Annotated in this window: 18 protein-coding genes and 3 pseudogenes; 13 read left to right on the top strand and 8 right to left on the bottom strand. The window is 67.4% G+C overall.

Going from position 1 to position 12406, the window contains the following annotated elements; translation table 11 throughout:
- Positions 1-133 precede the first annotated feature (133 nt).
- From ACQ86J_RS18015 to ACQ86J_RS17990, 6 genes are all read right to left on the bottom strand, one after another.
- Complete coding sequence (locus ACQ86J_RS18015) at positions 134-691, bottom strand: dihydrofolate reductase family protein (RefSeq protein ID WP_431272161.1); 558 nt, start codon at positions 689-691, stop codon at positions 134-136.
- Between the two features lie 117 nt (positions 692-808).
- Positions 809-1384, bottom strand: coding sequence for a DUF1349 domain-containing protein (locus ACQ86J_RS18010; RefSeq protein ID WP_431272160.1), 576 nt, complete (start codon positions 1382-1384; stop codon positions 809-811).
- A gap of 106 nt (positions 1385-1490) precedes the next feature.
- On the bottom strand, positions 1491-1739 hold the full coding sequence (locus ACQ86J_RS18005; protein WP_431272159.1) for a hypothetical protein: 249 nt from the start codon (positions 1737-1739) through the stop codon (positions 1491-1493).
- Positions 1740-1853: 114 nt separating this feature from the next.
- Positions 1854-2144: a hypothetical protein gene (locus ACQ86J_RS18000; RefSeq protein WP_431272158.1), complete on the bottom strand. Its 291-nt coding sequence runs from the start codon at positions 2142-2144 to the stop codon at positions 1854-1856.
- 118 nt (positions 2145-2262) lie between these two features.
- On the bottom strand, positions 2263-2685 hold the full coding sequence (locus ACQ86J_RS17995; protein ID WP_431272157.1) for a septal ring lytic transglycosylase RlpA family protein: 423 nt from the start codon (positions 2683-2685) through the stop codon (positions 2263-2265).
- 158 nt (positions 2686-2843) lie between these two features.
- Entirely contained in the window at positions 2844-3002 is a 159-nt protein-coding gene (locus tag ACQ86J_RS17990; protein ID WP_431272848.1) for a hypothetical protein, read from the bottom strand.
- Between the two features lie 208 nt (positions 3003-3210).
- On the opposite strand from ACQ86J_RS17990, the pseudogene ACQ86J_RS17985 reads away from it, so the two are divergent.
- Positions 3211-4408: pseudogene (locus tag ACQ86J_RS17985) on the top strand (IS3 family transposase).
- Positions 4409-5223: 815 nt separating this feature from the next.
- Here ACQ86J_RS17985 and ACQ86J_RS17980 read toward each other — a convergent pair.
- Positions 5224-5484 (bottom strand): hypothetical protein, encoded by a 261-nt coding sequence (locus ACQ86J_RS17980; RefSeq protein ID WP_431272847.1) that lies wholly within the window; start codon positions 5482-5484, stop codon positions 5224-5226.
- Between ACQ86J_RS17980 and ACQ86J_RS17975 the strand changes: the two genes are divergently transcribed.
- Entirely contained in the window at positions 5377-5748 is a 372-nt protein-coding gene (locus ACQ86J_RS17975; protein ID WP_431272447.1) for a hypothetical protein, read from the top strand. The two genes, ACQ86J_RS17980 and ACQ86J_RS17975, sit on opposite strands and share 108 nt — an antisense overlap.
- The gene (locus tag ACQ86J_RS17970) at positions 5642-6058 is read left to right on the top strand and encodes an endonuclease/exonuclease/phosphatase family protein (protein ID WP_431272156.1); all 417 of its coding nucleotides are present in this window, start codon (positions 5642-5644) and stop codon (positions 6056-6058) included. Before ACQ86J_RS17975 ends, ACQ86J_RS17970 begins: the two co-directional genes overlap by 107 nt.
- A gap of 221 nt (positions 6059-6279) precedes the next feature.
- On the opposite strand, the gene ACQ86J_RS17965 is transcribed toward ACQ86J_RS17970, so the two are convergent.
- Positions 6280-6546 carry a hypothetical protein gene (locus ACQ86J_RS17965; protein ID WP_431272155.1) on the bottom strand — a complete coding sequence of 89 codons (267 nt, stop codon included), beginning with the start codon at positions 6544-6546 and terminating at the stop codon, positions 6280-6282.
- Positions 6547-6551: 5 nt separating this feature from the next.
- Between ACQ86J_RS17965 and ACQ86J_RS17960 the strand changes: the two genes are divergently transcribed.
- The 10 genes and pseudogenes from ACQ86J_RS17960 to ACQ86J_RS17915 form a co-directional block, all read left to right on the top strand.
- Positions 6552-7100 carry a hypothetical protein gene (locus ACQ86J_RS17960; RefSeq protein WP_431272154.1) on the top strand — a complete coding sequence of 183 codons (549 nt, stop codon included), beginning with the start codon at positions 6552-6554 and terminating at the stop codon, positions 7098-7100.
- A gap of 1 nt (position 7101) precedes the next feature.
- Complete coding sequence (locus tag ACQ86J_RS17955; protein WP_431272153.1) at positions 7102-7251, top strand: hypothetical protein; 150 nt, start codon at positions 7102-7104, stop codon at positions 7249-7251.
- Positions 7251-7460: pseudogene (locus ACQ86J_RS17950) on the top strand (phospholipase D-like domain-containing protein); the annotation flags it as partial. The gene ACQ86J_RS17955 and the pseudogene ACQ86J_RS17950, both read left to right, overlap by 1 nt.
- Before the next feature lie 55 nt (positions 7461-7515).
- Positions 7516-7704: a hypothetical protein gene (locus ACQ86J_RS17945; RefSeq protein ID WP_431272846.1), complete on the top strand. Its 189-nt coding sequence runs from the start codon at positions 7516-7518 to the stop codon at positions 7702-7704.
- Positions 7705-8207: 503 nt separating this feature from the next.
- A complete protein-coding gene (locus tag ACQ86J_RS17940) occupies positions 8208-8681 on the top strand; it encodes a substrate-binding domain-containing protein (RefSeq protein WP_431272152.1) in 474 nt (157 codons plus the stop codon).
- Positions 8621-9010, top strand: coding sequence for a substrate-binding domain-containing protein (locus tag ACQ86J_RS17935; RefSeq protein WP_431272151.1), 390 nt, complete (start codon positions 8621-8623; stop codon positions 9008-9010). The genes ACQ86J_RS17940 and ACQ86J_RS17935 overlap by 61 nt, the downstream gene beginning before the upstream one ends.
- Positions 9011-9142: 132 nt before the next feature.
- Positions 9143-10681 (top strand): sugar ABC transporter ATP-binding protein, encoded by a 1539-nt coding sequence (locus ACQ86J_RS17930; protein WP_431272150.1) that lies wholly within the window; start codon positions 9143-9145, stop codon positions 10679-10681.
- Positions 10682-10683: 2 nt separating this feature from the next.
- Positions 10684-11016, top strand: a complete 333-nt coding sequence (locus ACQ86J_RS17925) for a hypothetical protein (RefSeq protein ID WP_431272149.1) — start codon at positions 10684-10686, stop codon at positions 11014-11016.
- Between the two features lie 8 nt (positions 11017-11024).
- Positions 11025-11474 carry an ABC transporter permease gene (locus ACQ86J_RS17920; RefSeq protein WP_431272148.1) on the top strand — a complete coding sequence of 150 codons (450 nt, stop codon included), beginning with the start codon at positions 11025-11027 and terminating at the stop codon, positions 11472-11474.
- A 101-nt stretch (positions 11475-11575) separates the two neighbouring features.
- A pseudogene (locus ACQ86J_RS17915) lies at positions 11576-12313 on the top strand (aldo/keto reductase); the annotation flags it as partial.
- Between the last annotated feature and the right edge of the window lie 93 nt (positions 12314-12406).

Genomic DNA, 12406 nt, shown 5'->3' with positions numbered 1-12406 from the left:
ATTCAGTCAGACAGGAAGTCGCTCTAGGTGCACCTGTTCCCATCTATGAGAATCAACGCCCAGAGCCGAGTGGTCACGGGCGGCGCCTCCACGATGTGCAGGCCCGAGGTCGTGGGAGCGACGTCGCGCGAGATCACCGTTCGCGCCCGTAGTGCATGGCGACCGCGCCATTGCGTAGCGGCTTCGCCGAAACCAGCTTCAGCCGTCGCGTACCGAGCAGCCCGCCCTGGTACAGGGTCGGGCCGTGGCCAGCGATCCTGGGATGCAGCAGGAACTTGTACTCGTCGATCAAATCCAGCCGGTCCAGTTCGGTCGCGAGTTTGCCGCTACCGAGGAGCACTCCCGCCGGTGTCGCGTCCTTGAGCCTCTGCACGCCTGTTCGCAGGTCATCCGCGATGTGGTGGCTGTTGGTCCACGGGAAGTTCTTTCGCGTTGACGACACCACGTATTTTGGCTTGGCCTCCAGCTTGACCGCCCAGTCGCGTATCGCCGGCGGCGCCTCCACGTCGCCACGAGCGACCGCCGGCCAGTAGCTCTCCATCATCTCGTATGTGATGCGGCCCCATAGCATCGCCCCGCCCTCATCCATGAGGCGGGTGAAGAACGCGTGCGTCTCGTCGTCCGCGATCCCCTCCCGGTGATCGACGCAGCCGTCCAGGGTGACGTTGATGCTAAAGGTTATTCGTCCCATGCGACGAGCCTATGCCATTCGCTGGCAAAGACGCAGGGCCGCTGCTCGCGGTTTATGTTCAACTTCCGCTATGGGTCGAACTTTGCTGTTCAGAGCTCCCCTTGACCACAGCCCTGATTAGGTCAGGTCGTGCAGTGCCTTCCCTGTCGGCGAGGTCAGGGCATAGTCACTGAACAGGACCTCCAGGCCCGCTCGCTCCGGCGTGCAGCACATCGGCCCCACGATGTACCGTTCAGCGGCTGGGAAGGGGCAGAGTCGCACCAGCGGCCAGCGTAAGCCGTCACTGGAAGCCTGCAGGCGCAACACGCCGCGGTCGACGGTGACCCTGATCCAGACATCCGACGGGTCACCGCGGAAGGGTCCCGTGGCCCAGTCGGAACGCCCAAGGGTCAGCACGCTGCCCAGCAGCGCCTCACCGTCCGACAACTCGATTCCGGCCTTGATCCAAGTCTCGTTGTCGACCCGCACCATGAGGCCGGCCTGGTCGTAGAGGCTTTCATAGCGCGCTCGGACCCGAAGCGTCGCGGTGAACGGGCCTTCCACCTGGCGTCCGAAGAAATGGCCGCTGTCTCGAGTGAAGCCGTAGTGCGTCTCGCGCCAGAAATCCGTCGCACGGTCCGTCACGGCGGTAACGTGGTCCGCCCCCATCTTCCACTCGGCAGGCTCGTTCAGCCAGCGGCATTGCTCAAACATCGTCGTTCCACCTCGGCTCCAGGCCACTTCAGAATGGGCCGAAGGTCAACCATGGAGGGTTTCGCAGTTCACTCCTGCAATTCCGAGCCGCCGCCAGGGGTCGACCTCAGGCTCGTTCGACCTTCGCCTGCACGACCCACCCAATAAAGGGCGGCTCGCCGCAATCCGCGCACCACAGCTCCCGGCACAGCCCGATCAGGTGCAGTCGGGCATCGCGTCCGGCTAGCGAGATCAGCGTCCGACGCTGGAAGGTTCGGACCCGGCAGGCGCAGGGCAGCCGCAGTGCCTGATCCCTGGCCAGGTGATTGACAGTGAAGGTGAACGCCGGGTCCATGCCCGCCATGAGGGCCGCCATGCCGCTAAGCCACCGCTATCGGCTTGCCGGGGCTGAGCGACGACTTATCACGACGTAACCACTCGCCGTCAACGTTGCCGCACGAGGTGGGCGGCGGCCAGTTGGGAGGCATACTCAACACCGGTCCGCCGGGCTTTGCCGCGCTCGTCGAAGCGCATGGCGTAGGCCAGCGAGTTCTGCCACCTCGGCCGGATCCGCCGGGCTCAGGGCGGCTCCGGCCGCGTCCTCCGCCGCAAGCGGCGCCTGACAGCACCCCAGTTCGTGCAGGAGCGCGGTGACAGCCCTGGCCACGACCTCGGCGGGCAGCGCCGGTTGCAGGCCGCGGCCCAGGCCTCGCGCCTCGGCAGCGGCCTCCAGCACGGTCATGGACCGCGTGGCGATGGCGGTGGCAATCACCTCGCGCATGCGGCGCAGGACGTCGGGTGGGGCCGGGCTCGACTCGCTCATGCGAGCCAGCATGTTCTAGTTTTGTTCGATCCGCAATGGCGTAGTCACCCGGTTAGTCGCGCATGGCGGAAGCTGGCTACTCGGTCCTCGCCTTGCCGTCGCGCGCCTTGTTCGGCAGCTGGCCGACAGGCTTCAACTCCACCGGCGCCACGCCGTCGCGGCGCATGCCAAGCTCGTCGGCCGTCCTCGGCGAGAGGTCGATGACCCGCCCCTGCACGTAGGGCCCGCGGTCCTCGATCACCACGCGGCGGGTCTCGCCCGTCTCGCGGTTCGTCACATCGGCCACGGTGCCGAGCGGCAGGGTCTTGCTGGCTGCTGCATTGGATTGCGGGTCAAAGCGGTCGCCATTGGCCATAGGGCGGCCTTCAAACCGGTCGGTGTCGTAGAATGACCCCTTCCCACGCTGCACGTCAGGTTCCGCTTGCACCACCGACACCAGTCCTGAACCCGCCAGCAGCACAGTGACTATCACCACCACATGCTTCGGCATGCGCCGCATGTCTCGCCTCCGTAATCGCTGATCGTGGCGCCAGACGCGATGGGGCCAAGTTGGCTGCAACGCCTCGCAACGTCGTGAGCCGGCCTGTTCACCATCGAGCAACGGTCGTTGGTCGGTGGTGAACAGCGCAGCTTGGCTGGAAGGCTAGCCTGTTCCGCTCAAGCGGCCTTGGCGCGCCCGGCGGCAGCCGTGGCGGCGTAGCCCGCTCCGCTGCCGTCAAGCACCGCCTGCTGGCAGGTGAAGGTCTGGCAGCGCAGCACCGCGACATCGACATAGACCGGCGAGAGTTCGACGGCGTGGCAGACGCGCCCCGCCATCTCGGCGGCAATAATCTGGTGCCGGAGCCGGAGAAGGGCTCGTACACCGCCTGGCCCGGGCTGGAGTTGTTCTCGATCGGTCGGCGCATGCATTCGACCGGCTTCTGCGTACCGTGGACGGCTTCAGCGTTCTGGCCCTTGCTGGCGATCTGAGCCTGCCCCGGTCTGGCGGACACCCCAGATAAGCTGAGCGGACTGAGAGGTGTCGATGGCACAGAGCAACAGGCAGCACCGGTTCTTTCCGGACGTGTTCAAGCTCGAGACAGTGGCTGCCATTCGCGGCGGACGATCCACTTCTGCGATGGCGGCCAAGTTGGGCCTGCTGGACCGGCTGGTGCGAGCCTGGCTACGCTGGGCGGAGGGCCGCACGATGGCAGGGAGCGGCGCGCCGGCGCGCCGCGTGGCCCGAGCCCGGCGGATCAGGCGGCGGAGATTGGACGGCTGCGGCGTTAGCTCGAGCGGGTCCGGATGGAGCGCGACATCCTGGGAAAAGCTGCGCTCATCTTCGGTAAGGCGACGGGCCGGAGGTGAGCTATGCCTTCACCCGCGAGCACGTCGCCGACTTCCCCATCCATGTCGTGCGCGAGGTGCTGGGGGTGAGCCGGAGTGGCTACTACGCCTGGGCCAGCCGGCCGGAGAGCGGGCAGGCGGTCGAGGACCGAGCGGTGGCGGCCGAGATTCGCGCCGCGCACGAGGCCAGCCGTGCCCGCTACGGCAGCCCGCGCGCGTGCATGCTGCACTCTGCAGCCAGGGTCGGCGGGTTGGCCGCAAGCGAGTTGCACGCCTGACGCGCGGCATGGGTCTGTCGGCCAGGCGCAGGCGGCGGCTTCGGCGCACGACGGACAGCGCGCACGCCTTCGCGGTGGCGCCGAACCTGCTCGGGCGCGACTTCACCGCCAGCGCGCCGGATCGGGTCTGGTTGGCTGATTTGACCTACATCTGGACTGCCGAGGACTGGCTGTATCTCGCCGTAGTGCTTGACCTGTTCTCGCTTCGTGTCGTCGGCTGGACCATGGCCCACCATCTCGGCCATGAACTCGCGCTGGCCGCGCTCGACATGAACATCGCGCGCCAGGGGCCTGCGCCAGGCCTCACCCACCAATCGGACCGCAGGGTGCAATTCGCAGCACGTGAGTACCGCAAGCGGCTGCGCCAGCACCACATCGTCTGCTCGATGAGCCGCAAGGAAGATTGCTGGGACAAAGCGCCGATGGAGAGCTTCTATGCCAAGCTGAAAGGTGAGCTCTTCGAGCAACGGGACTACCTGACGCGCGATGAGGCCAGAGCCCACGTATTCCAGTTTCTGGAAGACTGGACACAACTGCCGTCGCTTGCATTCGGCCCTGAGCTACATCACACCAGAGCAGAAGGTAATGGCGTTCCATACGGCTGCTTCAGCCACGTGACACTGTCCGTGGAGGCGGGGAAGGCCAGCTATCTTGGGGCTCCTGGGTGTGGCATCCGAACAGCCGAGTGCTACTGCCCAGAGCCCCGCCGAGAGGCCGGTCGGGGCAGCGCGCTGGCCTTCACCGTAGCGCGTGCCGATCATCCGCTCTGACACGGCCAGAGGTGAAGCGCGAAAGCAGCTTCTGGCATACATTCCGGTTCGCGCTGACGCTTGCTCATTCGTTCTCACCCCCCCCCCCCCCCCCCCCCCCCCCCCCCCCCCCCCCCCCTCTCCCCCGATGCCGCAACGATCTGGACACCTCTCACCTAGGCGAACATCCCCGGCGAGAACACAGCATGAATCTGTCCACAGGCTCGCATTCAGGCTGCTGTGTTTATCAGCAGGACATAAAACCTAAAGGTTTGACGCTGGCCGGGTCGAAGTCGTCCCGAAGTTGCCCACAGGCTTTTCCCCGTCGATTTGGGGACGAGTTGGGTGCTTTGGTTTTCTTAGGAACGTGCGGCAAGCATGACATGATACGAGCCCGGCTATTCAGGATCGTACGCACTGCCGAAATAATTTAAGATCGGCATGCCGCCTCAATCCATGGTGTCACCCGGCACTATCACACTCCTTTCGGCTGGCGGCATTGTGGGCCCACGCTGCAACGGCTCCGAAGGCTACCGCTTGGATTATTCTCACGGCAGCCAATTTGCTGTGCTGGTCGTGCCTCACCTAACCCCACTGGAGTTCAACTGTCCCTTGCAGTCATCAGATCAAATACGCGGTGATACGTTTGTCGCGGCTGAGACATGCAGCCGACCTCCCCGAGGTCTAGGCAGAACTCCGGATTGCGTCTCGGAGAGCATCAGGCCCCGTCCCCAGTACCCTGCTGAACGCCCCGCAACTGACCGGCATCAGCTGCGGGTCGCGTCCTACAATGTCCATAAGTGTGTTGGTACGGATGGGAAGTTCGATCCCGCGCGCATCACGGCAGTCATTGGCGAGCTTGGCGCCGATCTCATTGCCTTGCAGGAGGTCGATCGACGGTTCGGCCGCCGCACGGGCTTGTTGAATGCCCAGGCGCTCGAGCATGCGACGGGCCTAGTGCCCGTGCCGGCGTCAGAACTGTCCGACGGTCTCGGTTGGCATGGCAACGCGCTTCTAGTGCGTCGGGGCACCACCTGGCACCTCCGCCGTCTCGACCTGCCCGGGGTTGAGCCACGTGGGGCTGTGATCGCCGAGCTCTACATTGCCGGGCGGCGGCGAGCCATTGCGGGTTGTCGCAGCGCATCTCGGTCTTCTTCGGCGGTGCCGCGCCCGGCAGGTCGCAGCGATCCTCGCAGCGATTGCCCCTAGGGCTGGTATACCGACACTGCTGCTCGGCGATCTGAACGAGTGGCGTCTGGATCGAAGCCGCTCGTCTCTACACGCCCTTGAGCCGCTGTTCGGCCCGGTCGGTCGGGGTCAGCCGAGCTTTCCGTCTCGCCGGCCCCTCCTCGCACTTGACCGAATTCTCGGCTGTTCTCGCACCCAGGTTCAGCCGGTTGAAATCCACGATAGCCCGCTGGCGCGGGTAGCCTCCGACCACCTCCCACTCAAGGCTTGGGTCCACATCCGCGCGGCTGATCGACATCCTCACTCCGCGAGGTTGGCTGACGCGGCCTGAGACGATGTCTCTCATTGGCTCGCATCCACCAATGAACCGTTAGCCGCTCCGGCCGTTGGCATTCCGACACAGAGCAAGGCGGATGTCGGAGGTGTCGCATGCGGGGCAGTTTGGAGGCGCTGTTGGGAGAGAGAGCGCCAGTCACCGCGATCGATACCGCTGCGATTCACTGCTCACCCCAGCCAGGGGCCGTTGCAACTGCGCCAGACTATGCCGGCGCTCTAGCGCTTCATCAGCTTAGTGGCGTTGATAGTGGGGCGTCCCTGGTGGCGGATGGAAGAGAGGCATTTGCGCTGCGTGCGGCAGCGGCACAGGCGGCTCGCCACAGCCTCGATCTGCAGTATTACGCCTGGCACAGCGACCTGACGGGTCGATTGCTGGCGCGCGAGGCACTGCGCGCCGCCGACCGAGGTGTGCAGGTGCGTATACTTCTCGACGACGTCTTCGCGCTTGGCAGGGAGCGCACTCTGGCTGCGCTCGACACTCACCCCGCGTGGAGGTGCGCCTCTTCAACGGTACGCGCTGGCGTCGCTTCGGCCGCTTGGGCTTTGCGCTGGAGCTGCTGCTCGGCGGATGGCATCTGAACCGTCGCATGCACAACAAGGCTTGGATCGCCGATGGGCAGCTTGCCATCGCCGGTGGTCGCAACGTGGGAGACGAGTATTTCGACGCGGCCGAAACCTTCAACTTCCGCGACCTCGATTTAGTCGTCGTCGGCGCCGCGGCCGGCGCGGTCGCGGCCGCGTTCGAACGATACTGGGCGAGCCCATTCGCGCGCCGCGCCGGCGAGCTGAGCGCGGCGTGCGACGGCGGCGGCGGGCTGCCGGCCCTGCGCAACGCGCTCGAGGCTGCGGCGCGCGAGCCCGCGGCCTCCGCCTTCCTGGCGGCCTGCCCGGATGACAGGAACCTCCCGGGGCACCTCGGACGCCGCCTCGTACCGGTAGCGGAGGGTGCCATGCGGATCGTGGCCGATCCGCCGGAGAAGGCCCGGCGTGGGCTAGGGCGCGGCGCCGCGCCCGGCCGCCGGCGGCCTCGGGCCTGAGGTGGCGGAGGCATTGCGCTGCGCGCGGCGCGAGGCCCTGCTGATCTCGCCCTATTTCGTGCCCGGCCAGGCTGGGCTCGACCTGCTGCTGAGCCTCGTCCGCCGCGGCGTGCGGGTGTCGGTGGTGACGAACTCGGCTGGCCGCGACTGATGTCGTGGCAGTGCACGGGAGGCTATGCGCGCTACCGCCACCGGCTGCTGGACGCGGGTGTCGAGATATTCGAGCTGAAGCCCAGCGGCGGCGAGCCGGCAAGCATGTTTGGCTCGCGGGGCGCGAGCCTGCATACCAAGGCCCTCGCCGTGGATGACGGGCTGGTCTGCGTCGGCTCCTTCAATCTCGACCCGCGCTCTGCCGCGCTGAATACGGAGATGGGCATCTTTGCCGAACATCCGGCATTAGCCCAGGACCTTCAGGTTGAGCATGTCCGCCTCGTCGATCCGGCGCGCAAGCTGGCGCGTGACGCTGGAGCAGGGACGCCTTGTCTGGATCGACCGCGACGGGGACGGGCAGCGGCGGGTCCTGTCGAGCGAGCCCGGGGCGTCTCTGCAGCGCCGCATCCTGGCCGGGCTGGTCCGCCTGCTTCCGATCGAGGAGCAGCTCTAAAGCAGCGCATCGCGCTGCGCCGCGACGTGTGACCGATCGGCTGCCTTGTCGCGCCAGGACCCGAAGCGCAGCGACTGCCGCAGGACGACCGCCGCTTTCGCACCATGCACGCCGGTTCATCGCCGACAGCGGCTTGCGGCATCCGACCCCACGACTGACGTCGGCAACGTGGATGATCCGAGCTCACCCGAGCTGCGGCTTTCCTGTCCGGTGCAACAGCGCAGGCGTGACGTGCTGGCCGTAGCGACCGATTGCAAGCGCCCGACGCAATGGCGCAAGCTTTCGGCCGAATGAGGCGCAGAAGCGCTGCCGGCAGGGAAGGGAACGCCATGAGCGAGAGTCCAACACCAGAAAGCAATCGTAGAGCTTTGCTGCGGGCGGCCACGGCCGCGCCGCTCACTGGGCGGACTCGGCATCGCGCCCGCTTCGCTCGCGGCCGAGATGGGCCGGTCCGAGAAGCCGCTGCGTGCCGCTTTCTCCAATGCCGGACTGCAGGCCACCTGGTGCGCACAGGGCAAGGCCGCGGCGGGGAATACTGGGGCAAGCTGTTCAACGTGGACGTCACCTGGTTCGACGGCGAAGCTGCGAGCGCGACGCGTCAGCGCGGCGCCATCGACAACATGGCCTCGCAGCGCTGGGACTTCGTGGCCATTCAGGCCTTCGGCATCGGGACCCTCACCGCGCCGGTGCGGAAGATGATCGACGCGGGCATCCCCGTGATTGATATGGACACGCTGATCGCACCGCTTGAGCAGATCAACGTCCACAGCTTCCTCGCCCCCGACAATGAGTTCATGGGCGCCTCGGTGACCGAGGCGCTGATGCAGGCGATCGGCGGCGAAGCGCACGGTCATCATGACCCAGGGCGCGCTTGGGCACACGGGGGCGCAGGGCCGGGCGCGCGGGTTTCGAGTCCGTGGTCAAGCGCTACCCGAAGGTGGAGGTGCTTGACACCACGCCGGGCGACTGGGACGTGACCAAGGTGGCGCGGATCTGGGATACGCACCTCACGAAGTACCCGAAGATCAGCGCCGCCTACTTCCACAACGACGACATGGCGCTGGCCGCCTATAACGTCATGCGCGCCAAGGGCCGCACCGATATCAGGATCGGCGGCTGCGACGCCATGCCGCCCGCATTGCAGGCAGTGCAGGACGGGCGGATGCACGCGACGGTGCGCAACCCGTCCTGCCGCATTCATGGCGGCGCCATCATGGCCGCGCGTCGCCGCCGTGGTGGCGGGCGAGAAGGCCGGAAGGGCGGCATCCCCGAAGCACGTAATCACCGACGGTCCGGTGGTCACTAAGGCCAATGCCCAGGGCATGGCCTGGATGCAGAAGCACTTCCTGATCTCAGCCGCGGATGCCGTCCGAAGGGCCGCCGGCGCTGGAATTGCGCGGCATTGCCAAGCACTTCGCCAGCGTCGCCGCCCTGCAAGGTGTGGACTTCATCCTCCGCCTGGGGGAAGTCCAGCGGCCTGGTCGGCGAGAATGGCGCCGGCAAGAGCACGCTGATGAAGATCATTGCCGGCGTACATGCGGAATACGAGGGCGAGTTGCGCCTGGCCGGCCGGCCGGTGCGCTTCCGCTCGCCGCGCGACGCGCGCGACGCCGGCATCGGCATGGTGCACCAGGAGCTCTCGATTGTCCCCTCGCTCTCGGTGGCGGAGAACGTCCTGCTCGGCGCGCAGCCGCTGAACCGGTTCGGTCTCGTCTCCTGGAGCGCGATGCGGCGGCAGGCGCAGCGGCAGCTTGAGGCTTTCGGCATCGCGGTGGACATGGCGGCGCCGGCCGGCAGCCTGCCGCTCGGCGTGCAGCAGATGGTGGAACTGGCGCGCGTGCTGCTCTCCGGCGCGCGGATCCTGATCCTCGACGAGCCGACCTCAGCGCTGTCACCGCCCGAGGTGGAACGGCTGTTCGGCCTCATCGGACGGCTGCGCGCAGGTGGCACCGCCATTGTCTTCATATCCCACTTCCTTGATGACATCCTGCGCGTCTCCGACACCGTGACGGTCTTCCGCAACGGTCGCCGCGTCGCCACCGCGCCGACCCACAGCGTGGGCAAGCCCTGGTTGATCCAGAGGATGATCGGCGCCACGCATGGTCGGTTGGAGGAGAGCTACACGGCCGAGGTGGCACTGCCGCCGCCGCTCTCGGCGCCGGTGGTGCTGGAGGCGAGCGGACTCGGCGTCACTGGCCTTTTCGAGGATGCCTCCTTCCGCATTCATGCGGGAGAGGTCCTCGGCCTATACGGCTTCATGGGCTCCGGCCAGCTCGAAGCTCGCCCGCGCACTGTCCGGCAAGCTGCCGCCCGAGCGCGGCACGGTGCGGGTGGATGGCCACCCCGGTGCAGCTCCGGCGGCGGCACGCCGGCTGCGAAGCGCGGCGGCATAGCCTTCGTGCCGGAGAGCCGGCGCGCCATGCTCTTCGCGCCGGAACCCGTCTACCGCAACGTGACGATCTCGATGCTGGAGCGCATCCACCGCGTGCTGCTGCGGCCGGGCATCGAGCGGCGGATCGCCGAGGCGCAGGTGCAGGCGCTCGGCGTGCGTCCGCAGCACGTGGATTTGCCGGTCGGCGCCCTCTCCGGCGGCAACCAGCAGAAGGTGGCGCTCGCCCGCTGGCTCGCCCACCTGCCCCGCGTCCTGCTGCTGAGCGAGCCGACGCGTGGCATGGATGTCGGCGCCAAGGATGACGTGGTGCGGATCATCCGCGGGCTGCGGGAACAAGGAATCGCGATTCTTGTCGTCTCCTCGGAGCCCGAGACCGTCCTGTCCCTTGCCGACCGCATCCTGGTGATGCGCCGCGGCGTCCTGGCCCGCAGATTCGCGGGGAGCCGGTCGGGAAGGACCGGCTGCTCGCCGCAGCCTGAAGGAGCGCGCATGTCCACGCCCGTGACCTCCGCTGCCCCGGCGCGCGACCCGCTCTGGCAGCGCCTACGCGGCCAGCGCGTAACCTCGCGCCCTTTGCCACGCTGATCGTGCTGGTCGCGCTGTTCAGCGCGCTCAGCCCCTCCTTCGCCACCTGGGGGAACCTGGCAAACATCCTGCAGCAGGTCTCGATCACTGCGATCATCGCGGTCGGATTGACCTTCGTCATTCTCTGCGCCGAGATCGACCTCAGCGTGGCCAGCGTGGCCAATGCCACCGGCATCCTGCTGGCCTTCCTCACGGTGCAAGACGCCAGCGTAAACATCGCCAACCTGCCGCTGCCCGGCGCACTCGCCGTCCTGCTGGCGATGGCGGGTTGCCTCGCGCTCGGTGCCGTCACCGCCTTCGGAGTGACGCGCATCGGCATCCCTCTTTCATCATGACGTTGGCCATGCTGCAGATCGGCAACGGCATCGGCGCGCTTCTGGTGCGCGGGCAGATCGCCTACAGCGTGCCGGAGGTCATCGTGACGGTCGGCAGCGGCTCCATCGGCGGGGTGCCCTGGATCGTGCTCGTGGCCGGCGCCGTCCTGCTGCTCGGCCACCTCGTGCTGACCTACACGCGCTTCGGCCGCTACGTCTACATGGTGGGCGGCAACCGGGAGGCGGCGGAACATTCGGGAGTCGGTGTCCGCGCCATAATCGGCGCGGTCATGGTCATCTCCGCGCTCTGCTCCGGTCTCGCCGGCATGCTGGGTGTGGCGTATTTCGGCAGCGCGCAGCGAGAACCAATTCGACAACTTTCTGCTCGACGCAATCTCGGCAGTGGTGGTCGGCGGCACCCAGCCTCTTCGGCGGCATGGGCGGCATCGGCAACACGATCATCGGCCTGCTGGTGCTAGGGCGTGCTAAACAACGGGCTCGACCACATCCGCATGGGACAGCTTCCTGAAGATCCTGATCCGCGGCCTGGTGCTGCTGCTGGCGCTAGTGATCAACGTCTATGCCCAGCGCCTGCGCAACCAGGCGCGCGGCGCGGGATAGTCCGGAACCAAAGGAGGATGCGATGACCCGCTACCGGCCGCCGGGACCGCTCGGCCTCGGCGGTGCGCCGCTCGGCAACCTCTTCGCGCCAATCCCGGAGCCAGAGGCGGAGGCGGCCATCGAGGCCGCCTGGGACGCCGGCATCCGCTTCTTCGACACCGCGCCGCTCTACGGCCTCGGCCTGTCGGAGCACCGGATGGGCCGCGTGCTGCGCCGCAAGCCGCGCGCCGAGTTCGCGCTCTGCAGCAAGGTCGGCCGCCTGCTCGAGCCTTTCGAAGCGGCGCCGCGCGAGCAGCACGGCCATGTCGGCGGCCTGAACTTTCGCGTCCGCTACGACTACTCGGCCGAGGGCACATTGCGCTCGATCGAGCAGAGCCTTGCCCGCCTCGGCCTGCCGCGGCTGGACGTGGTGCTGATCCACGACGCCGCCGAGGACCCGCATGGCGCGGCCTGGCGCGGAGCGCCTTGCCGAAGCCATGATGGGCGCCGCCCCGACCCTGACGCGGCTGCGGGAAGAGGGGTGATCCGCGCTTGGGGACTCGGCGTCAATTTCATCGAGCCCTGCCTGCTCGCGCTGGAGCAGGCGGACCCCGACCTCTTCCTCATCGCTGGTCGCTACACGCTGCTGGATCAGGAGGCGCTGCCGCGCCTGCTGCCCGCCTGTGCCGCGCGTGGTGTCGGTCTCATCATCGGCGGGCCCTACAATTCCGGCCTCTTGGCGGGAGGTAGGACCTTCAACTATGCGCCGGCCCCGGCGGCGCTGGTCGAGAGCGCGACCGCCTCGCCGCGC

It is taken from the genome of Dankookia sp. P2, assembly GCF_050632255.1.
Classification (GTDB): domain Bacteria; phylum Pseudomonadota; class Alphaproteobacteria; order Acetobacterales; family Acetobacteraceae; genus Paracraurococcus.
This window is presented reverse-complemented; position numbering and strand designations above follow the sequence as displayed.

Excerpts from the sequence above, each read along its gene's own strand:
- ACQ86J_RS18015 (WP_431272161.1), bottom strand. The coding sequence starts at position 691 with ATGGGACGAATAACCTTTAGCATCAACGTCACCCTGGACGGCTGCGTC.
- ACQ86J_RS18010 (WP_431272160.1), bottom strand. The coding sequence starts at position 1,384 with ATGTTTGAGCAATGCCGCTGGCTGAACGAGCCTGCCGAGTGGAAGATG.
- ACQ86J_RS18005 (WP_431272159.1), bottom strand. The coding sequence starts at position 1,739 with ATGGCGGCCCTCATGGCGGGCATGGACCCGGCGTTCACCTTCACTGTC.
- ACQ86J_RS18000 (WP_431272158.1), bottom strand. The coding sequence starts at position 2,144 with ATGCGCGAGGTGATTGCCACCGCCATCGCCACGCGGTCCATGACCGTG.
- ACQ86J_RS17995 (WP_431272157.1), bottom strand. The coding sequence starts at position 2,685 with ATGCGGCGCATGCCGAAGCATGTGGTGGTGATAGTCACTGTGCTGCTG.
- ACQ86J_RS17990 (WP_431272848.1), bottom strand. The coding sequence starts at position 3,002 with ATGGCGGGGCGCGTCTGCCACGCCGTCGAACTCTCGCCGGTCTATGTC.
- ACQ86J_RS17980 (WP_431272847.1), bottom strand. The coding sequence starts at position 5,484 with ATGCTCGAGCGCCTGGGCATTCAACAAGCCCGTGCGGCGGCCGAACCG.
- ACQ86J_RS17920 (WP_431272148.1), top strand. The coding sequence starts at position 11,025 with ATGCTGCAGATCGGCAACGGCATCGGCGCGCTTCTGGTGCGCGGGCAG.